At 68.8% G+C, this 19056-nt stretch carries 18 protein-coding genes; 12 read left to right on the top strand and 6 right to left on the bottom strand.

Annotation, left to right across the window (positions count from 1 at the left end; genetic code table 11):
- Positions 1-34: 34 nt before the first annotated feature.
- Positions 35-1048 carry an alcohol dehydrogenase catalytic domain-containing protein gene (locus GGR43_RS08145; RefSeq protein ID WP_188071460.1) on the top strand — a complete coding sequence of 338 codons (1014 nt, stop codon included), beginning with the start codon at positions 35-37 and terminating at the stop codon, positions 1046-1048.
- Positions 1045-2214 carry a sulfotransferase family protein gene (locus GGR43_RS08140; protein WP_246343422.1) on the top strand — a complete coding sequence of 390 codons (1170 nt, stop codon included), beginning with the start codon at positions 1045-1047 and terminating at the stop codon, positions 2212-2214. Before GGR43_RS08145 ends, GGR43_RS08140 begins: the two co-directional genes overlap by 4 nt.
- A 20-nt stretch (positions 2215-2234) precedes the next feature.
- On the opposite strand, the gene GGR43_RS08135 is transcribed toward GGR43_RS08140, so the two are convergent.
- Complete coding sequence (locus tag GGR43_RS08135; RefSeq protein ID WP_188071459.1) at positions 2235-3464, bottom strand: CaiB/BaiF CoA transferase family protein; 1230 nt, start codon at positions 3462-3464, stop codon at positions 2235-2237.
- Positions 3465-3653: 189 nt separating this feature from the next.
- Between GGR43_RS08135 and GGR43_RS08130 the strand changes: the two genes are divergently transcribed.
- Genes GGR43_RS08130 through GGR43_RS08115 form a run of 4 tightly spaced genes read left to right on the top strand, consistent with a single transcriptional unit; the run spans position 3654 to position 6943 of the window.
- Positions 3654-4457, top strand: a complete 804-nt coding sequence (locus tag GGR43_RS08130) for an enoyl-CoA hydratase/isomerase family protein (protein WP_188071458.1) — start codon at positions 3654-3656, stop codon at positions 4455-4457.
- A 14-nt stretch (positions 4458-4471) separates the two neighbouring features.
- Positions 4472-5614, top strand: coding sequence for an NADH:flavin oxidoreductase (locus tag GGR43_RS08125; RefSeq protein WP_188071457.1), 1143 nt, complete (start codon positions 4472-4474; stop codon positions 5612-5614).
- Complete coding sequence (locus GGR43_RS08120) at positions 5611-6174, top strand: nuclear transport factor 2 family protein (RefSeq protein ID WP_188071456.1); 564 nt, start codon at positions 5611-5613, stop codon at positions 6172-6174. The genes GGR43_RS08125 and GGR43_RS08120 overlap by 4 nt, the downstream gene beginning before the upstream one ends.
- Before the next feature lies 1 nt (position 6175).
- Complete coding sequence (locus GGR43_RS08115) at positions 6176-6943, top strand: SDR family NAD(P)-dependent oxidoreductase (RefSeq protein ID WP_188071455.1); 768 nt, start codon at positions 6176-6178, stop codon at positions 6941-6943.
- A 27-nt stretch (positions 6944-6970) separates the two neighbouring features.
- On the opposite strand, the gene GGR43_RS08110 is transcribed toward GGR43_RS08115, so the two are convergent.
- Both GGR43_RS08110 and GGR43_RS08105 read right to left on the bottom strand, forming a co-directional pair.
- A complete protein-coding gene (locus GGR43_RS08110; RefSeq protein ID WP_223177353.1) occupies positions 6971-7423 on the bottom strand; it encodes a nuclear transport factor 2 family protein in 453 nt (150 codons plus the stop codon).
- Between the two features lie 14 nt (positions 7424-7437).
- Positions 7438-8631: an acetyl-CoA C-acetyltransferase gene (locus tag GGR43_RS08105; protein WP_188071453.1), complete on the bottom strand. Its 1194-nt coding sequence runs from the start codon at positions 8629-8631 to the stop codon at positions 7438-7440.
- Positions 8632-8717: 86 nt separating this feature from the next.
- Here GGR43_RS08105 and GGR43_RS08100 point away from each other — a divergent pair, with 86 nt between their 5' ends.
- Positions 8718-9806, top strand: a complete 1089-nt coding sequence (locus tag GGR43_RS08100; protein WP_246343421.1) for an alpha/beta fold hydrolase — start codon at positions 8718-8720, stop codon at positions 9804-9806.
- Positions 9807-9838: 32 nt separating this feature from the next.
- Here the strand turns inward: GGR43_RS08100 and GGR43_RS08095 are convergent, their stop codons facing one another.
- Together GGR43_RS08095 and GGR43_RS08090 are read right to left on the bottom strand one after the other, a co-directional pair.
- Positions 9839-10993, bottom strand: coding sequence for a Gfo/Idh/MocA family protein (locus GGR43_RS08095; RefSeq protein WP_188071452.1), 1155 nt, complete (start codon positions 10991-10993; stop codon positions 9839-9841).
- A gap of 102 nt (positions 10994-11095) precedes the next feature.
- The gene (locus GGR43_RS08090) at positions 11096-12838 is read right to left on the bottom strand and encodes an N-acyl-D-amino-acid deacylase family protein (protein WP_188071451.1); all 1743 of its coding nucleotides are present in this window, start codon (positions 12836-12838) and stop codon (positions 11096-11098) included.
- A 108-nt stretch (positions 12839-12946) separates the two neighbouring features.
- Between GGR43_RS08090 and GGR43_RS08085 the strand changes: the two genes are divergently transcribed.
- The 5 genes from GGR43_RS08085 to GGR43_RS08065 all read left to right on the top strand — a co-directional run bounded on the left by GGR43_RS08085 (position 12947) and on the right by GGR43_RS08065 (position 17762).
- Positions 12947-13597: a TetR/AcrR family transcriptional regulator gene (locus GGR43_RS08085; RefSeq protein ID WP_188071450.1), complete on the top strand. Its 651-nt coding sequence runs from the start codon at positions 12947-12949 to the stop codon at positions 13595-13597.
- A gap of 87 nt (positions 13598-13684) precedes the next feature.
- Entirely contained in the window at positions 13685-14917 is a 1233-nt protein-coding gene (locus GGR43_RS08080; protein WP_188071449.1) for a cytochrome P450, read from the top strand.
- Positions 14918-14950: 33 nt separating this feature from the next.
- Entirely contained in the window at positions 14951-15919 is a 969-nt protein-coding gene (locus tag GGR43_RS08075) for an SDR family NAD(P)-dependent oxidoreductase (protein ID WP_188071448.1), read from the top strand.
- Entirely contained in the window at positions 15916-16824 is a 909-nt protein-coding gene (locus GGR43_RS08070) for an acyl-CoA thioesterase (RefSeq protein ID WP_284276543.1), read from the top strand. Before GGR43_RS08075 ends, GGR43_RS08070 begins: the two co-directional genes overlap by 4 nt.
- Positions 16825-16835: 11 nt before the next feature.
- Positions 16836-17762, top strand: a complete 927-nt coding sequence (locus GGR43_RS08065) for an NmrA/HSCARG family protein (protein WP_188071447.1) — start codon at positions 16836-16838, stop codon at positions 17760-17762.
- On the opposite strand, the gene GGR43_RS08060 is transcribed toward GGR43_RS08065, so the two are convergent.
- Positions 17738-19000 carry an MFS transporter gene (locus GGR43_RS08060; RefSeq protein ID WP_246343420.1) on the bottom strand — a complete coding sequence of 421 codons (1263 nt, stop codon included), beginning with the start codon at positions 18998-19000 and terminating at the stop codon, positions 17738-17740. The two genes, GGR43_RS08065 and GGR43_RS08060, sit on opposite strands and share 25 nt — an antisense overlap.
- Between the last annotated feature and the right edge of the window lie 56 nt (positions 19001-19056).

Raw genomic sequence — 19056 nt, 5'->3', positions numbered from 1 at the left:
GCCGACCCCGCGCGGCGAGCAAGTGGAGAGCAAGATGAAAGCAGCTGTTTTCAAGGGCGCGGGCACGCCGCTGGTGGTGGAGCGCGTGGCCGATCCTGAACCCGGCCCCGGCGAGGCGGTGATCCGCGTCACGCGCTGCGGCGTCTGCGGCACCGACCTGCACATGACCTCCGGCCATGGCAACGACTTCCCGGCGGGCACGGTGCTGGGGCATGAATATTGCGGCGAGGTGGTCGCGCTCGGCAAGGGGGTGGAGGGGCTGAAGGCGGGCCAGCAGGTGACGGCGATGCCGGTGGCCGGGTGCGGCCGGTGCGCGCCCTGCCTTGCGGGCTATCCGATGGCCTGCGCGCAGATGCAGGGGCTGGTCGGCGGATTCGGCGAATATATGCGGATTTCGGCGGCCAGCGCGATCGTCCTGCCGCAGGCGATGTCCGCCGAGGACGGCGCGCTGGTCGAGCCGCTGGCCGTGGGCCTGCGCGGCGTGCGCCTGTCGGGGATGCAGCCGGGCGCGCGGGTCGCGGTGCTGGGCGCCGGATCGATCGGCCTTGCCGTCCTCTATTGGGCGCGCCTGCTGGGGGCGGGCAAGGTCGTCGCGCTGTCCCGCTCGTCGCGCCGGGCGGACCTCGCGCTGCACATGGGGGCGAGCGCGTTCGAAACCTTCGGCGAAGGCGAGGGGGAGCGGATCGCGGCGGCGCTGGGCGGCATGCCCGACATCGTGTTCGAATGCACCGGCGCGGTCGGGTGCACGCAGAAGGCGGTGGAGCTGGTCGCGCCCGGCGGCACGGTCGTCTCGCTGGGCTTCTGCACCTCGCCCGACCCGATCCTGCCGTCGCTCGCCACGTGGAAGCAGGTGACGATCAAATTTTCCTTCGCCTATGATCTGCGGGAATTCCAGCACAGCGCCGACATGCTCGACGCCGGGCATGTCGAGCCGCGCCGCATGGTGTCGCGCACGGTCGGCCTCGATGATTTCCCCGCCCTGTTCGAGGCGCTGCGCGCCGGCGCGAACGAAACCAAGGTGCATGTCGACCCGTGGAGGGCGGCATGAGCGGGGCGGCGGTGATGGACGGCGCGGAAACATTGACGCCCGAAGCGATGCTGGCGGCCTCGACCGCGCGCACCGGGCTTGCCGACTTCGGCGACGAGGGCTTTCGCGAGGGGCTCGACCTGCTGCTGGCGGATATCCGCGCGCTCGACCTCGATCCCGCCTGCGTCGCGGCCAGCGCCTTCCGCATAGGCCAGTCGCTCGACACCCGCGCGCTGGCGGTCAAGGGGCTGAAACGGCATCCCGAATTGCTGGACCAGCCGGTGCGGGCGCCGGTGATCATCGCCGGGCTGGTGCGGTCGGGCACGACCGCGCTGCACCTCCTTCTGTCGCTCGACCCGCAATTTCAGGGGCCGGAACATTGGCTGACCGTCTACCCGATGCCGCGTCCGGCGCGGGAGGACTGGGATGCCATCCGCGAATATCGCGCGGAAAAGGCCGCGCTCGACGCCTTCCTCGCCGCCGCGCCGGAGGCCGCCGCCGATCATATGATGACGGCCGAGGGCATAGAGGAATCGCTGTTCATCCTCGGCGCCAGCTTCGCCAGCAATATGTGGCCCTCCATGTGGGACGTGCCGCGCTACGACGCCTGGTATCAGGGGCGCGACGACAGCGATTCCTATCGCTGGCTGGCCGATGTGCTGCGCCTGATCGGCGCGGGGGACCGGCGGCGCTGGCTGCTGAAGAACCCGACCGACCTCTTTTCGCTACGCGAGGTTCTGACCGTCTTTCCCGACGCGACGGTGATCCAGACCCATCGCGATCCGGTGGAGGCGATGCCGTCGGTCAGCAACCTCATCTATGCGGCGCGGCGCGCCTTTTGCGGGGCGAAGGCCGATCCGGCGGCGGTGGGACGGCGGGAAACGGCGATCTGGGCCGAGGCGCTGGAGCGCGCCCATGCGGTGCGGTCGGCCAGCGCCAACCGCTTCATAGACGTGGATTTCCGCGACTTCACCGGCGATCAGATGGGGACGATCCGGCGCATCTATGACGCGCTGGATCTGGAGCTGACCGCCGAAACGGAAGGCGCGATGCGCGCCTGGCTCGACGCGCATCCGCGCCGGAGCGGCGGCGGCGGGCCGAAGCACCGGCCGGAGGATTTCGGCCTGACCCGCGCCGGGCTGGAGGAGCGCTTCGCCGTCTACCGGGCGCGGCAGGGCTATGGCTGAGCGGCGGCGGGGCCGGGGCGTCAGATAACGCCCTGCTCCCGCAACCGGGCCAGCGCTTCCTCATCGAGGTTCAGCACCTCGCCCAGCACCTCGGCGGTATGTTCGCCCAGCATCGGCGGCGCGCGATAATCGGTGATCGGCGTGGCCGAGAAATTGAGCGGGCTGCGGATCACGTCGAGATCGGGCTTGAGTGGATGGGGCGCGCGGGCGCGCAGGCCGCGATGCACCGCCTGCGGATAGGCGAACACCTGCGCCAGATCGTTGATCGGCCCGCTGGGTATGCCCGCCGCGCCCAGCTTCTCCAGCCAGTAATCGACCGTGTTGGTCGCGAAGATCGCGTTGAACACCTCGGTGATCTCGTCCCGGTGCTGCACGCGCAGCACATTGGTGTGGAAGCGCGGGTGGGTCGCCAGTTCGGGATGGCCCACCGCGTCGCACAGCGCCACATATTGCTTGTCGTTGCCGGAGGTGATCATGATCGCGCCGTCGCTGCACGGGAACATGCTGGTCGGCATGCCGCCATTGCCCTGCGTGCCGCGCCGCACCGGGACCTCGCCCGACGTCAGATAGATCTGCGCATAATGGGACAGCGCCGACACGCCGCAATCCAGCAGCGCGATGTCGATATACTGCCCCTCGCCGCCATTGGCGTCGCGATGATAGAGCGCGGCGAGGATGGCGTTGGCGACGTTGAGGCCGGTGAACAGGTCGATGATGCTGGGACCGACCTTCATCGGCCCGGCGCCGGGCTTGCCGTCCGGCACGCCGGTCACGCTCATCAGCCCGCATTCGCCCTGGAACACCGCGTCATATCCCGGCTTGCCCGCAAGCGGCCCGGTCTGGCCGTAGCCGGTGACGGAGCAATAGACGATGCGCGGGTTGACCGCCTTCAGGCTTTCATAGTCGAGGCCGTAGCGCTTGAGGTCGCCGACCTTGTAATTCTCCATCACCACGTCGCAGGACTTCACCAGCTCGCGGATCAGCGCCTGCCCCCCGGTGCTCGCGATGTTGAGCGCGACCGACCGCTTGTTGCGGTTGACCGACAGGTAGAAGGCGTTTTCGCGCGTCGGCCTGCCTTCCCCGTCGCGCAGATAGGGCTCGCCGAAGATTCGGGCGTCGTCGCCCACCACCGGGCGCTCTATCTTGATCACGTCCGCGCCCATGTCCGCCAGTATCTGCGACCCGAACGGCCCCGCCAGTACCCTTGTCAGGTCCAGCACGCGTATAGTTTCAAGAGGCAATCGGGCCATGGTCCACCTTGTCGACGATCATCCCTTCGTCCTCGCGTCCCGTCCCGGCGAAGGCAAGGGGCGGGGCATGTTTCTTCATACCTGTGATATGCCGCGCCGGGCGGCGTCGCCGCGTGGGCGGCCGCTCGCCTTTTGCGGCATAATGGTCCAGAGCCATATGGCAGAGGACAAGGGAAGGATGAAAGGCCCATGGGCGATATTTTGCGCGACACCCCGGCGGAAGGCGTCTGCCGCCTGACGCTCAACCGGCCCGATGCGCTCAATTCCCTGACATTTTCCATGTATGCGGAGCTGATCGATCATCTGGAGGCGGTGCGATACGACCATGACGTGCGCGTCGTCCTGCTGACCGGCGCCGGGCGCGCCTTCTGCGCGGGGCATGACATCCGCGCGGCGGGCCAGCCCGAATGGGTGGCCGAGGGCCTCGGCAAGGCGCAATATCAGCGGCGGGTGATGGACAGGCTGGGGCAGATCCCGGTGCTGATGCGCGCGCTGCCGCAGCCGGTCGTCTGCGCGATGAACGGCGTGGCCGCGGGGGCGGGCTATGCCCTCGCGATCGCGGCGGACATGACGCTGGCGGCGCGCTCGGCCAGGTTCGTCAACGCCTTCCACAATGCCGGGACCGGGCATGAGCTGGGCTTTTCCTACATGCTGCCGCGCCTCGTCGGCATGCAGCGCGCGGCCGAGCTGATGCTGACCGGGCGGCAGGTGATGGCGGAGGAGGCGGAGCGGATCGGCCTCGTCCTGCGCTGCGTCGAGGACGGGCAACTGATGGACGAGGCGCTGAAGCTCGCCGACGCGGTGATGGTCAACAGCCCGATCGGCATCGCGGTCACGAAAAGCTCGATGTGGCTCAACGCCGCCGCGCCCAGCCTGGAGGCGGCGATCGAGATGGAGAACCGCGCCATCTTCATGAGCCAGTCCACGGCGGACACCGCCGAGAAGCGCGCCGCCTTCGTCGAGAAGCGCCGTCCCTCCTTCACCGGCCAATGACCTGGGCATCTGATATGAGCATCATCGACCCCCTGTTGCAGCCCTTCACCCTGCGCGGCCTCACCCTGCCCAACCGCGTGCTGATGGCGCCGATGACGCGCTACCGCTCGCCGCTCGGCGTGCCGACGGCGGAGGTGGCGAGCTATTATGCGCGGCGCGCGGCGACCGGCCTCGGCGCGATCCTGACCGAGGGCGTGGCGCTGCCCCATTATGCCGCCGCCGACCATCCCGATATTCCCCGCATCGACGGCGTGGAGGTGCTGTCCGGCTGGCGGCAGGTGGTCGACGCGGTGCATGCCGCCGGGGGGCGCATTCTGCCGCAGCTCTGGCATCAGGGGCCGATGTGGAATGTCGAATATGCCGGGACCGGCACCGGCAAGCCGATGCGCCCGTCCGGCATATGGGGGCCGCCGGACGGCACCATCTCCTTCCGCCCGGAGGGGCGCGACGAAAGCCTGTCCCCGGTGCCGGCGATGACCGACAGCGAGATCGCGGACGTGATCGCCGCCTATGCCCTCGCCGCGCGCAATGCGGTGGCGCTGGGGGTGGACGGCATCGCCATCCACGGCGCGCACGGCTATCTGATCGACGCCTTCCTCTGGGACTATACCAACCGGCGCGACGACCTGTGGGGCGGCGACGCGGCGCGGCGCGCGGCGTTCGGCGTCGCGGTGGTCAAGGCGATCCGCGCGGAGATCGGCGAGGACCTGCCCATCGTGCTGCGCTTCTCGCAATTCAAGATGCAGGATTATCGCGCGATGCTGGCCGACACACCCGATGCGCTGGGGGCGCTGCTGGGGCCGCTCGCTGATGCGGGCGTCGACCTGTTCGACGCCAGCCAGCGCTATTTCGACACGCCGATCTTCGAGGGCTCGCCGCTCAATCTGGCGGGCTGGGCGAAGAAGCTGACCGGCAAGGCGTCGATGACGGTCGGCGGCGTCGCGCTGGACAAGGCGCGGGGCAGCGCGAGGCATATCGACGCCAGCCAGCAGTCGGTGAACAACCTGCCGCTGCTGGTCGAGCGGTTCGAGCGCGGCGAGTTCGATCTGGTCGCGGTGGGCCGGGCGATCCTCAACGACCCCGACTGGTTCACCAAGGCGATGCGGGACGAGCCCTTCCTGCCCTTCGACCCCGCCAATCTGGAACGGCTGGCATGAGCGGCGCCGACCTCGCCGCGCGGATCGACCGGCTGGAATCGCTCGCGGCGATCCAGCAATTGCCGATCCGCTATGCGCTGGCGGTGGACGGGCGGGACATGGACGCCTGGGTCGGCCTGTTCGTGCCCGATGTCCAGTGCGGCCGCCACGGCACCGGGCGGGCCGTGCTGCGCTCGATCATCGAACCGGCGGTGCGGACCTTCTATCGCTCCATCCACCAGATTTGCGGCCATCGCATCGAATTCGACGATGCCGACCATGCCCATGGCGTCGTTTACTGCCGCGCCGAGCATGAGGATGGCGGCAAATGGATCGTCATGGCGATCGCCTATTTCGACAGCTATGAGCGGCGCGAGGGCGAATGGTATTTCGTCCGGCGGCGGGAAAAGCACTGGTATGCCGCCGATTGGGAAGAGCGGCCCGCCGCCCCCTTCACCGGCTGGGCGGCCCATGCGACCCCGCCCGATCTGCCGCAGGATTTCGACAGCTGGACCGCGTTCTGGGCGGAGGAAGGCGAGGACAGCCTCGCCCGCCTGACCCGGCAGCCCATAGGAGGATGAGATGACGCAGAGGCAGCGGTTCGAGGGGCGCTCGATCATCGTGACGGGGGGCGGGTCCGGCATCGGCGAGGCGGCCGCCCATGCCTTCGCCGAAGAGGGCGGGCTGGTCACGCTGGCGGAGCTGGACCCCGACAAGGGGCAGGCGGTGTGCGACGCCATCCTTGCGAAGGGCGGGACCGCCCGTTTCGTCCGCACCGACGCGACCGACGAGGCGTCGGTGCGGGCGATGGTGGCGGAGGCTTGCGCCGCGCACGGGCCGGTGCGCCATGCGTTCAACAATGTCGGCGGGTCGAAGCCGGGCAGTCTGGAGGGCCTCAGCCTCGACGAATGGAACTGGACGATGGCGCTTTCGCTGACCAGCTGCTTTCTGGCGATGAAGCATGAAATACCGGTGATGAAGGCCAATGGCGGCGGCACCATCGTCAACACCGCGTCCATGTCCGGCCGCATCTTCACCCCGGCGGCGGCGCCTTCCTATTCGGCGGCCAAGGCCGGGGTCATCCACCTGTCCCATTATGCGAGCTGCGCCCATGCGCGGGACAATATCCGGGTGAACAGCGTGCTGCCCGGCCTGACCGCGACGCCGCTGGTCGCGCAGATGCTGACGCCGGAGCAGCAGGCGGAGATCGCCAGCGAGCATCAGATGATCCCCCGCGCGGTGCAGCCCGCCGAGGTCGCGGCGACGGTGCTGTTCCTGTCCAGCGACGAAGCGGCGATGATCACCGGGCGCGGGATAGAGGTGGCGGGCGGGGGCACGCACCCCGGCTGACGGCCCCGGCTTGGCTGACAGGGCCGGTCAGGCCGCCCCTGCGGCGGGGGTCAGCACCCGGCCCCAAAAGGCCTGCGCCCGCGCATCCAGCATATCCGCGCCATAGGTGATGAGGCCGTCCTCGACCCGGTAGAGCATCGCCCATTCATAGGCGATTTCCTCCCCGTTCGCGCGGCTGCGCCGATAGGCGCGGGCGTGGACGAAGGCGCATTGGCCGTCGATGCCGGTGATCGTCAGCACCTCGTCGCGCCGTTCGGACAGCGCCTCCGCGCAGCGGCCGACAAAGGCGAAAAACGCATCCCGCCCGACCAGCAACTCCTTGGTTCCCGATGGCCCGAACAGGCTGTGCACGACATCGGGGTGGAAAAATCCTTCTCCGCCGCCGCCCCCGCGATCAACGAAGATGTCCCGGCCGTCCGCGCCTGCCGCGGACCAGCCGAACATCCGCGCCAGTAATCGCTCCGCTTCATTCATCGCCATATCCTCCCGCCCGATCAGGCGCGTTCGAAGATCGCCGCCGCGCCCTGTCCGCCGCCCACGCACATGGTTTCGAGGCCGTAGCGCGCGCCGCGCCGCCGCATTTCGTGCAGCATCGAGGCGAGGATGCGCGCGCCCGTCGCCGCGATCGGATGGCCGAGCGAGATGCCGCCGCCATTGACGTTGAGCCGGTCGGGGTCGTTCCACTCCCACCCCTTGAGCACGCCCAGCACCTGCGCGGCGAAGGCTTCGTTGAGCTCGACCAGATCGATGTCGCCCCAGCCGAGGCCGGTCTGGCGGAACAGCTTCTCGACCGCAGGGACAGGGCCGATGCCCATCAGCGCGGGGTGGCATCCGGCGACCGCATAGCCCGCGAACCGTGCCATCGGCGTCAGCCCCAGATGCTTCAGCGCCTCCTCTGACACGACGAGGCAGGCGGCGGCGGCGTCGTTCTGCTGGCTCGCATTGCCCGCCGTCACCACGCCGTCCTTCAGGATCGGGCGCAGCGCCGCCATGGTCTGGGCGGTGGCGTCGGCGCGGATGCCCTCGTCCCGGTCGACCACGACCTCGCCCTTGCGCGTCCTGACCGTGACGGGAACCAGCTCGTCCGCGAATCTGCCCGCGTCCCATGCGGCGGCGGCGCGCTGGTGGCTGCGGGCCGCATAGGCATCCGCCTCCTCCCGTCCGATGCCGTAGTCGCGCGCGACATTTTCCGCCGTCTCGATCATGCCGGAAATGGCCCCGAAGCGCTCGACCGGCTGCGATCGCTCCCGCTGGCGGTCGAGGCGGTCATACAGCGTCGCGGAGCCCGCCCGCATGCCCTTGCGCATGCCGGTAGTGTAATATTCGACATTGCTCATGCTCTCCGCGCCGCCCGCCAGCACGACCTCGGCCATGCCGCCGCGCACCATCGCCGCCGCCGTCGCCACGGCGGTCAGCCCCCCGGCGCAGCGGCGGTCGAGCTGCATCCCCGGCACCTCCAGCGGCAGGTCGGCCGCCAGCGCGGCCCAGCGGCCGATGCTGGGCGCCTCGCCATTGGCGTAGCTCTGGGCGAAGATCACATCGTCGATCGCGGCCGGGTCGACGCCGCTGCGCTCCACCACCGCGCGGATCACCGTCTCGGCGAGGCGCTCGGCCGGAATGTCGGACAGCGCGCCCAGATATTTGCCGACGGCGGTGCGGACCGGCGAGACGATATAGGCTGTACGCATGAACCAGATGCCCCATTTGCTCCAGATGGACGATCGGGCCGCTATAGGGAAAGCGGCGTCCGAGGGGAACGGGCGAGGGGAACATCATGGTTCTGATGGAATGGGCGGCGGCCATTTTCCCGATGCCTCCGCCCGGCGGCGCGCCTATCTTCCCGCCCATCACGAGAGTGGAGAAGGCGATGCTGATACTCGAAAAGCGGATCGACGTCCGTGAGGCGGCGCCCGTGCTCGGCGCGCCGCTGGAAATGGCGGTGACGCTCTGCCTGCCCGACCCGGCGCTGATGCCGCCCCGCCCGGTGGCGATCTTCGCGGCGCCCGGCGGCGGCTATTCCCGGCGCTATTTCGACCTGCGCTTCGACGCGCATGACGGCTATGGCGAGGCGCGCTGGCATGCGGAGCGCGGGATCATCCATGTCGCCATCGATCATGTCGGCGTGGGGGACAGCACGATCCCCGATCTGTCGAAAATCGATTTCCAGACCCTCGCCGCCACGCATGACAGCTGCGTGCGGCAGGTCGCGCGCCTGCTGGAACGGGGCGAGGCGGACAAGCGCTTCCCCGCCACGGGGCCGCTGTTCAAGGTCGGCATGGGCCAGTCCATGGGCGGCGGCGTCACGATCCTGACGCAGGGGCGCTTCGCCCCGTTCGACGCCATCGCCCCCTGCGGCGTCAGCGCGATCCACACCGTGCTGCCGCAGCGGGACGAGGCGGCGCTGGAAAAGGGCAAGCGGCGTTTCCTGCCCGTGGCGGAAGGGCGCGTCACCAGCCATGAGCAGACCGACCATGAGGGCGTCGATTATCTCTACGCCTTCCATTGGGAGGATGTGCCCGCCGACATATTGCATGAGGACATGAAGGGCGGCTATCCGATCCGCGAGACGGCCCCGGATTTCGGCAGCCTCACCATTCCCCATTGCGCGGTGCGCATGATGCTGCCCGGCGCCTTTGCCGAGGACGCCGCGCGGGTGGCCGTGCCGGTGCTGGTCGCGAACGGGGAACGGGACACCTGTCCCCATCCGCACCGGGAGGCCGCCGCCTATTCCGCCTCGCGCGACGTCACCATCTTCATCGCGCCGACCATGGCGCATATGCACAATTTCGCCTCGACGCGGGCGATATTGTGGGAAAAGCTGCATGGCTGGTCGCGCATGCTCGCCGCTGCCGCCGCCGGCTGAACCCCAGCCGCGGCTGGGGCCTCGGCCCGACTTCAGCCCATTTCCGCCATGCGCACCCAGCGCCGCTCCCGGTCCGCCAGCTCCACCGCCTCGACCACGCGATGCACGGCTGCGGCCTCTGTAAAGCTGGGCGATCCCTCCGTGCCGTCCCTTATGGCCTGCGCCATGGCGGAGAACATCCAGTCCATCGCGACGAACGGGCGCGGTTCCGTCTCGCCGCCGATCGTGCCTGGCACCGCGTAGAAAGCGGGGTCGATCGCCACCTCCTCGCAGGTGCGCGCGCCATAGGTGAGCAGCCGCCCGTCCCCGGCGAAGAGCTGGGCGGAAAGCAGATTGCCGAAGCTGTTGTCGACCAGCAGCAGCCGCCCCTTGTCGCCCCATATCTCGACTCGCCACCCCTCGGTATCGGGCACGCACCAGCCCGCCTGCAGGCTGCCGATCGCGCCATTTTCCATGCGCAGCGTGGCGCTGCCCAGATCGTGGGTTTCGGGGCGCAGCGTGGTGCCGTTGGGCAATTGCCATTCCGGCACGCCGGTGGTCAGCATGCCGGTGGCCTCCGCGACCGGGCCGATCAGATGGGTGAGGAACAGCAGCGAATGGCTGGCGAAATTGCGCCAGGCGCTGCCCCCGCTGCTCTTTTCCGCCAGCCAGTAATAGGGATCGGTATGCTCCGAATAGGCGGAATAGGGGTAGGTGTGGCCGTTTTCCACGACCAGCGGCAGCATCAGCTGCACGTTGAAGCCCAGCGGCCTGCCGATGAAGCCCGCGTCGATCATCGCCTTCATCTGCTGCGCCGGGGGCGACCAGCGGAATTGCGCGTCCACCACGCCGACCACGCCCGCCGCCTGCTGCGCGTCGCGCATCGCCTTGGCATCGGCAAGGCCCATCGCGAAGGGCAGCGCGTCATAGACATGCTTGCCGTTGCGCAGCGCCGCCATCACCATGGGAAAGCGGAAGGCGGGGCGGGTGCCGACGTCGATGATGTCGATATCCGGGTCGGCCGCCATTTCCTCGTGATTCCAATAGGCCCTGGGAATGGCGTGGGCCTGCGCGGCCCGCTCCGCCGTTTCCCGGTGCGCGGTGCAGATCGCCGCGACCTCGACGCCCTCGATGCGCTTCCACGCGGCGCCGTGAACCTTCAGGCTCCAGTTCGCGCCGATGATGCCGACGCGCAGCTTCCTTGTCATTATGCTCTTCTCCTCCTCGACTGGCCGCGCAGAACGCGGCAATTCCGGCGGCGCCTGCACGCGCCGCCGGAACGGGGGTGCCCGTTGCGGCGGATGATGGCGTCAGACGAGTTCCTGACGCTTTTCCGCCGCCCTGGAGGGCGCCCCGCGCGTGCCGCGCACCAGACGGCCCGGCAGTGCGCCGGTCGCCCGGCCGTCGCGATAGGTGACGACGCCGCTGACGATGGTGGCGACATAGCCCTGCGACCGCTGCGACAGGCGCTTGCCCCCGGCGGGAAGGTCGGCCCGCACCTGCGGCCGGTGCAGCACCATGCGGTCGAGATCGATGACGTTGACGTCCGCCTTATAGCCTTCGGCCAGCAGGCCGCGATCCAGCAGGCCGACCGAGCGCGCGGGCTGGCTGGTCAGCGCCTTGACGACGACCGGCAGGTCCAGCCCGTCGCGCTTGCGCCGTCCGGCCAGCATATAGGTGGTATAGGCCGCGTCGCAGATCATGCCGTAATGCGCGCCGCCGTCGCCCAGCGCGATGATGAATTCGTCGCGGCCGATGAGCGGGCGGGTCATGTCGAGATAGGTCTGCACGCCGATGGAATAGGAGCACAGGATCGCCTTGCCCCCATCCTCCAGCAGCGCGTCGTAGATCACCTCCCGCTCCGGCCGCCCCTCACGCGCGGCTTTCGCCTGAAGGCTGTCTTCCGGGCGGAAGTCGTAATCGGCCGGATCGGTCATCACATACAGGTCGCCGATGGACTTGAGCAGGCCGACGAAAGCGGGGTTGGGATCGTCCGGCTCCTCGGCGATCAGGCGGGCGCGCAGGTCGGGATCGCGCATCCGCTCGACCTTTTCCGCCAGCGGCAGATGGGCGATCGGGCGGAAGCCGGGGTTGAGCGAGAAGGGGTTGAAGCTGAGGTCGAGGCCGTAGAGCACGCCGATCGGCCTCGGCATATATTGCGCATGGACGGTCAGGCCGTCGGCATTGGCCTGCTTGACCCCCTCGACATATTTGTTCCAGTTCTCCGGCCGGGTCGGCATCGCGATCAGGCTGAAGGTCACGGGGCAGCCCGCCTGCTCGGCGATGGTGCGGAACAGGGCCAGCTCGGTTTCGGCGTCATTGTCGAGATTGGGGTTGCACTGGAACACGCCCTTGCCCGCGTCGCGCAGCCCTTCGGCCAGCGCCAGCACCTCGTCCGTCTCGGTCGTCACCGACGGGGCGAGCGCGCCGGAGCGGAAGCGGTGGAACAGGTTGCGCGAGCTGGCGACGCCCAGCGCCCCGGCCTTGACCGCTTCCGAGACATAGCGGCGCATCTCGACCAGATCCTCCAGCGTCGGCGGCTCCAGATTGGCGCCGCGCTCGCCCATCACATAGACGCGCAGCGGGCTGTGCGGGATCTGCGTCGCGAAATCCAGGTCGGCCTCGCGCTTTTCCAGCGCGTCGAGATAGTCGGGGAAGCTCTTCCAGTTGAACGGCACCCCTTCGGCCATGACGACTTCGGGGATATCCTCGACCCCCTCCATCAACTTGATCATCATCTGATGGTCGCCCTCGCGCACCGGCGCGAAGCCGACGCCGCAATTGCCCATGATGACCGTGGTGACGCCATGGTCGGACGAGGGGGCGAGGCGGTTTTCCCAGGTGATCTGGCCATCATAATGGGTGTGCACGTCGACGAAGCCCGGCGTGACGGTGAGGCCTGTGGCGTCGATCTCCTCGGCGGCGGAGCCCTGCACCGCGCCGATCCGCGCGATCACGCCGTCCTTCAGCGCGACGTCGGCGACATAGGGCGCGCCGCCGCTGCCATCCACGATTGTACCTCCGCGAATGATTATGTCATAAAGCTGGCTCATGATGGTCCTCTCGTTCTCGACGAATGGCGACTCAACGGGTGCGCCTTTTATAAATAGCAAATACTATTTAACGCAGGATGCCGGTTCTCACAATGGCCAATCGACAGAATGACTGAAACCTCCGCTGAAACTGGCGCCGAACCCGCCGCCGCGGGCAAGCCGCGCCGCGTCCGCCGCTCCACGGAGGAGATACGCGCGCTCATCCTGTCGGCGGCGCGCAGCTGCTTTGCGGAACGGGGCTATTCGGGCGCGACCACCCGCCTCGTCGCCGAGCGGGCGGGGGTGGCGGAGCCGCTGATCTTCAACAATTTCGGCAGCAAGGCGGCGCTGTTCGCCGAGGCGGTGGTCGGGCCGTTCAACGCCCGCTTCAGCGAGTTCCTCAGCGCCAGCGACATGATGCCGCCCGACCGCGAGCAGCGCAGCGCCCATTTCGTGCACAGCGTCTATCCTTTCCTGCGCGACAATGCCGACCTGCTGCACGCGCTGGTCAAGTCCACCGGCGACATGGAGGCGGAGCCGCTGCACGCGCTGGACGATTATTTCTCGCGCGCGGTGTCGCGCATGCGCACGCAATATGAGGCGGCGGGCCTGCGCTTCGACGTGGAGCCGGAATTGCTGGTGCGCTATTGCTTCGGCATGCTGGCCGGGGCGGTGCTGTTCCGCGACTGGTTCTTCCCGGAAACGGGGCCGCGCGAGGATGTGGCGGAGGCGGCGCTGGCGCGCATGCTGTTCAAGGCGGCCGAACCGGCGGATCGGTAACGGCAAGGGGCATCATAGCTGTGATGATCGCCCCGGCCATGGCGGCGGCGCTCGACGGGCGGGGGCCGCCATCCTAGACTTGCGCCCATGCAGACAGATATCCACAATGGCGGCGGTCCGGCGGCGCCCGGCAGGGTGCCGGATCATGTGCCCGCCCATCTCGTCGTCGATTTCGACGCCTATCGCCCGATGAAGGGCGAGGCTTATTATCATGAGCCCTATGCCCGCATGCAGGGGAAGGTGCCGGACATCTTCTGGTCGCCCTATAATGGCGGGCACTGGATCCTGTCCCGGCGCGATTATCTGGCGGAGGCCTTCGCCGACCCCGCCCGCTTCACCTCCAGCCAGGGCGCGTCGGTGGACAAGGTGCGCGCGCCCGGCGATCCGCTGCTGGCGCCGATCGAGATGGACCCGCCGGAGCAGCAGACCTTCCGCCGCCTGTTCGCGCCCGCCTTCATCGTGCCCGCGCTGAAGGAGCGGGAGAAGGAAGCCCGCGCGCTCGCCATCGAGTTGATCGAGGGGCTGAAGCCCCGTGGCCGCTGCGAATTCGTGACGGAATTCGCGCAGCATCTGCCGATCAGGATCTTCATGCGGATGGTGGACCTGCCCGAAGCCGACAGGCTGGAGCTGCTGCCGCTCGCCAATGCGCAGGTCGCCGCCGACGGGCCGAAGGAGGAGAAGCTGGCGCTGCTGTTCCGCTATGCGGGCGAGCGGGTCGCCGAGCGGGCCGCCCATCCGGGCGACGACCTGATCAGCCGCATCGCCACCGCGCAGATCGACGGGCGGCCCATCACGCTGCACGAGGCGGTCGGCGTGACGACGCTGCTGCTGATCGGCGGGCTGGATACGGTGGCGTCGATGATGGGGCATATCATGCACTTCCTCGCCGGCTCGCCGGAGCACCGCCACCAGCTGGCGGCCGACCCCGGCCTGTCCGCCGCCGCGACCGAGGAATTCCTGCGCCGTTTCGCGCTGACCAATCCGGGGCGCACGGTCGTGCGCGACATGGATTTCCATGGCGTCGCCATGCGCGCGGGCGACAAGCTGATGCTGGCGACGCCGTTCGGCGCGGTCGATCCGCGCGACTATCCCGACCCGCTGCGTGTTGATTTCACGCGCAAGTCGAACAGCAAGACCACCTTCGGCGCCGGGCCGCACGTCTGCCCCGGCTCGATGCTCGCGCGGATCGAGATCAGGATATTGCTGGAGGAATGGCTGCCCCGCATCCCGGACTTCGCGCTCGACCCGGAGGACGCGCCCCGGTTCCGCACCGGCGTCAACGGCAGCGTCGAACGGCTGCCGCTGGTGTGGCAGATCTGATCGGGCAACGGCGCGGGAAAGGAAACAGGGACGATGGCGGATATCGATTTCAGCGGCCAGGTGGTCGTGGTGACGGGCGGCGGCGGCGCGCTGGGCGCGGCCTTCTGCCGGGAGCTGGCGCGGCGGGGTGCGGCGCTGGTCGTCAACGATCTGGGCGGCAGCACCACCGGCGCGGGCGGATCGCCCGATTATGCCGACGCCGTCGTGCGCGAGATCACCGAAGCGGGCGGCCGGGCGGTCGCCAATTACGACACGGTGGCCACCGCCGCCGGGGGGCAGGCGATCATCGATGCCGCGCTCACCGCCTTCGGCCGCGTCGATGCGGTCATCAGCAATGCGGGCAACCAGCGCAACGCCGCCTTCGGCGAGATGACCGAGGAGGATATCGAGGCGGTCTATGCCGTCCATGCCAAGGGCGCCTTCCATGTGTGCCAGCCCGCCTATCGGGAAATGGTGAAGCAGGGCTATGGCCGCCTCGTCCTCGTCAGCTCGCAGTCGGGCATTTTCGGCAATCCCTTCCGTGCCAATTACGGCTCGGCGAAAACGGCGCTGATCGGCCTGATGAACGTCATCGCGCAGGAGGCCCCGGCGGGCATCGGCATCAACACGCTTTTCCCCAATGCGCAGGGCGGCAGGCTGGGCGGGACGCCGCTGTCGGAACGGCCGGACGTGGAATTCCTGAAGGCGGCGGGCGAGCGGTCGCGCCATTTCATCGAGGGCATGAAGCCGGAATTCGTCGCGGCGCTGGCCTGCTATATGGCCAGCAGCGCCTGCACCGGCTCGCAGCATATGTATTCGGTGCTGGGCGGCAAATATTCGCGGATTTTCGTCGGCCTGACCGAAGGCTGGTACGTGCCCGGCCCGGATGCCCCCAGCTGCGAGGATATCGCGCAGCATATCGGCGAGATCGAGGATATCGGCCGCTTCGCCGTGCCCCGCAGCGGGCTGGAGGAGATGGACACGGTGCTGGCCGCGCGCCGCGCGCTGGGCCTGTCCGCGTGAAATCCTGCCCGTTCCCGGACGGGGAAAGCCTGCCGACCACCGAAACGGCGAGCGAGATACTGGACCTGCGGCGGCAGGGTGAGGCGGACATATTCGTGGCCGCGGGCGGCGCGCGCAACCATATCGGCACGATGTTCGGCGGCAGGCTGATCGGCCAGTCGCTGTTCGCCGCGATCCAGGGCGTCGACGCCGCCATGCCGCTGACGTCCTTCCATGCCTATTTCCTCGCGCCGGGGCAGGCGGACCGGCCGGTCGACTATCATGTCGCCCGCCTGCGCGACAGCCGCCGTTTCGCCAATCGCCAGGTCAGCGCGGTGCAGGCCGGGCGGACGATCTTCACCCTGATGTGCGAATTCCACGCGCCGGAGGACAGCTTCACCCATCAGCATGCGGCGATGCCCGATGTCCCGCCGCCCGAAGAGGTGATGCCGCTCCAGCGGTTCGTGGAGGAGAACCGGGCGTGGATCGATCCGTCCGCGATCCGCAATTTCAGCGGCGCAACGCCGATCGAGCTGCGCCCCGTCGCGCCGGAGCGCTATTTCCTGACCCGCAGCGGCGGCCCGCGCGATTTCTGGTTCCGCCTGCCCAGCGCCGCCGGAATAGCCGACCCGCGCCGGCACCAATGCCTCGCGGCCTATGGCAGCGACTACTGGCTCGGCGGCGTCACGGCGCTGCCGCACGCCTTCCCGACCAACGGGCGGGAATTGCTCATCTCCAGCCTCGACCATGCGATGTGGTTCCATCGCCCGGTCCGTTGCGACCAGTGGCTGCTGCATCATACGCGCAGCCCCGGCGCGGGCGACGGACTTGGCCTGGCGCAGGGGCAGATATTCGACCGCGACGGCCGCCTGATCGCGACGACGGTGCAGGAATGCCTGTTGCGCAGGCTTCAACCCGACAGGTGAAGGAAACCGGCATGGTCACAGTGGTAACCGGGGCGACGGGAACGCAGGGCGGCGCGGTCGCGCGGGCGTTGCTGGCCGGGGGGCATGCCGTCCGCGCGCTGGTGCGGGATCCGCTTGGGCAGGCGGCGCTCGCGCTGGAAGCGGCGGGGGCGACGCTCGTGCAGGGATGCTTCGAGGACGGCGCATCGCTGCGCGCGGCGATGGCGGGGGCCGACGCGCTTTTCTCGGTCCAGCAGGCTCCCACCGCCGATCCCGACAGCGAACGCCGGCAGGCGCGCATGCTGATGGAGGCGGCGCGAGGGGCGGGCGTCGATCTGGTCGTCCACAGCTCCGTATCCCATGCGGGCGGCATCGAAACGATGGAGGGATGGGACGAAGGGCGTTGGGCGCGCAACTATTGGGAAAGCAAGCGCGATGCCGAAGCCCTTGTGCGCGACAGCGGCTGTCCGCGCCATGTGATCGTGCGGCCCGCGTTCATGATGGAAAATTTCGCGATGCCCAAGGCGGGCTGGATGTTCCCCGATCTCGCCGCCGGCGAGTTGGTGACGGCGCTCGATCCCGAAACGAAGATGGTGCTGGTCGCCGCCGGGGATATCGCCGCCGTCGCGCGGGCCGCGATCGAACGGCCCGATCTCTTCCACGGCCGCGCGCTGGAGCTGGCGGGCGATCTGCTGACCCTGCCCGAAATCGCGGCCATCCTCTCGCGGGTGAAGGGCCGCCGTATCCTCGCCCGCACGATGGCGGCGGAACAGGTGGTCCGCCGCGGCCAGCATGCGGGCTGGGTCGAAACCCAGCAATGGATGAACAGCGTGAACTATCCCGCGCGGCCGCAGGAAATGGCGGCCTGCGGCGTGACGCCCACCTCTTTCGAGAACTGGGCCGAAAGCCATGTCGACGCCATTCCGGGCAACGGTCACTCCACGACGCTGTCGGGATAGCGCCCCATGGCGAGATAGAAGCAGGCGGCGGTGGCGAAGGACAGCGCCGCCACGCCGATCGCCACGTCGTAATGGCCGAAATAATCATAGGCCCGCCCGATCAGGCTCGCCCCCAGCGCCACGCCCAGCGCGATGCCGAGGGTCGACAGGCTGTAGATGGTGGCATAGCTGCGCAGCCCGAAATAGCGGGCGATCATGAACGCCACTATGTCGATCTCCGCCCCCTGGCCGAGGCCGATCATCAGCACCGCGCCGTAGAACAGGACCGGCGGCACGTCGCTTTGCAGCAGCAGCAGGCACCCGGCCGCCGGGGCGAGGTTGAGGATGAAGGCGATGGCGGGCGCCCAGAAACGGTCGACGAGGATGCCGCTCAGCAGCGCGCCCATCGCGGCGGCCAGCCCCATCACCGACACCGCGCCGACGGCGGTGACGGCATCCAGCCCCTTTTCGATCGCCAGCGGCTTCATCTGCGACAGCAGCGCCACCACCGGCACATAGTTGAGCACCGACGCGGCGATGAGGATGCGTACCTTGCGCATCGCCAGCAAGTCCCGCCATGATTGCGCGTGCGCCGCGCTCGCCGCGCCGCCGCGCCGCGCGCCGACCTGTTGCCCGGCGGGCAGCCACAGCCGGATGGCGGGCAGCGCGACCAGCCCCATCAGCGCGCCGAGCAGGAGATAGCCGCCCGCCGTCCCGAAGCGGTTGATCACCGGGAACAGCAGCATCGGCATCAGCGCGCCCGCGCAGGCGAGGCCCGACCGCCCGATCGCGAGGGCCGTCCCCCGCGTGCGGTCGAACGCGCCGCTCAATATGCGGGTGACGGTAATGCCGGTGGTCGCCATCCCCACCATGGAAAAGAAGAAATAGGCCGCATAATAATAGCCCAGCGATCCCCCCATCGCCGCCAGCAGCAGATAGCCGATGACGGTCAGCAACAGGCCCGCCGACAATATCGGGCGCACCCCGTGGCGGTCCGTCAGCCGCCCGACCACCGGCGCGGCGAAGGCGGTGGCGAGGCCGAAGCTGTGGACGAAGGCGATCTCCCCCCGCGACCAGCCGAATTGCTGTTGCAGCGGCTCGACGAACAGGCTGGATACCGCCGGATAGAGGGAATAGCCCAGCGACCCCGCGAGCAGCGCGGCGACGCCTGGGCGCCAGGCCGCCTTCCACTCCTCGACGATCGACCGGCTGTGGGATGCGGGCGCGGCCGCCGCTGTCGCTGGGCTGTTCTCCTTCATCGCCCGATCGTGCGGCAAGGCGGCGGCCCTGCCCAGCCCCGCCGCGATCTCTACGC

The sequence above is a fragment of the Sphingobium jiangsuense genome (assembly GCF_014196495.1).
GTDB lineage: Bacteria > Pseudomonadota > Alphaproteobacteria > Sphingomonadales > Sphingomonadaceae > Sphingobium > Sphingobium jiangsuense.
The sequence above is the reverse complement of the archived record's forward strand: the minus strand, read 5'-3'. Positions and strand labels throughout refer to the sequence as shown.

Excerpts from the sequence above, each read along its gene's own strand:
- GGR43_RS08080 (WP_188071449.1), top strand. The coding sequence starts at position 13,685 with ATGCAGACAGATATCCACAATGGCGGCGGTCCGGCGGCGCCCGGCAGG.
- GGR43_RS08135 (WP_188071459.1), bottom strand. The coding sequence starts at position 3,464 with ATGGCCCGATTGCCTCTTGAAACTATACGCGTGCTGGACCTGACAAGG.
- GGR43_RS08085 (WP_188071450.1), top strand. The coding sequence starts at position 12,947 with ATGACTGAAACCTCCGCTGAAACTGGCGCCGAACCCGCCGCCGCGGGC.
- GGR43_RS08120 (WP_188071456.1), top strand. The coding sequence starts at position 5,611 with ATGAGCGGCGCCGACCTCGCCGCGCGGATCGACCGGCTGGAATCGCTC.
- GGR43_RS08125 (WP_188071457.1), top strand. The coding sequence starts at position 4,472 with ATGAGCATCATCGACCCCCTGTTGCAGCCCTTCACCCTGCGCGGCCTC.
- GGR43_RS08065 (WP_188071447.1), top strand. The coding sequence starts at position 16,836 with ATGGTCACAGTGGTAACCGGGGCGACGGGAACGCAGGGCGGCGCGGTC.
- GGR43_RS08090 (WP_188071451.1), bottom strand. The coding sequence starts at position 12,838 with ATGAGCCAGCTTTATGACATAATCATTCGCGGAGGTACAATCGTGGAT.
- GGR43_RS08140 (WP_246343422.1), top strand. The coding sequence starts at position 1,045 with ATGAGCGGGGCGGCGGTGATGGACGGCGCGGAAACATTGACGCCCGAA.
- GGR43_RS08130 (WP_188071458.1), top strand. The coding sequence starts at position 3,654 with ATGGGCGATATTTTGCGCGACACCCCGGCGGAAGGCGTCTGCCGCCTG.
- GGR43_RS08060 (WP_246343420.1), bottom strand. The coding sequence starts at position 19,000 with ATGAAGGAGAACAGCCCAGCGACAGCGGCGGCCGCGCCCGCATCCCAC.
- GGR43_RS08145 (WP_188071460.1), top strand. The coding sequence starts at position 35 with ATGAAAGCAGCTGTTTTCAAGGGCGCGGGCACGCCGCTGGTGGTGGAG.
- GGR43_RS08115 (WP_188071455.1), top strand. The coding sequence starts at position 6,176 with ATGACGCAGAGGCAGCGGTTCGAGGGGCGCTCGATCATCGTGACGGGG.
- GGR43_RS08100 (WP_246343421.1), top strand. The coding sequence starts at position 8,718 with ATGGTTCTGATGGAATGGGCGGCGGCCATTTTCCCGATGCCTCCGCCC.
- GGR43_RS08095 (WP_188071452.1), bottom strand. The coding sequence starts at position 10,993 with ATGACAAGGAAGCTGCGCGTCGGCATCATCGGCGCGAACTGGAGCCTG.
- GGR43_RS08105 (WP_188071453.1), bottom strand. The coding sequence starts at position 8,631 with ATGCGTACAGCCTATATCGTCTCGCCGGTCCGCACCGCCGTCGGCAAA.
- GGR43_RS08110 (WP_223177353.1), bottom strand. The coding sequence starts at position 7,423 with ATGGCGATGAATGAAGCGGAGCGATTACTGGCGCGGATGTTCGGCTGG.
- GGR43_RS08075 (WP_188071448.1), top strand. The coding sequence starts at position 14,951 with ATGGCGGATATCGATTTCAGCGGCCAGGTGGTCGTGGTGACGGGCGGC.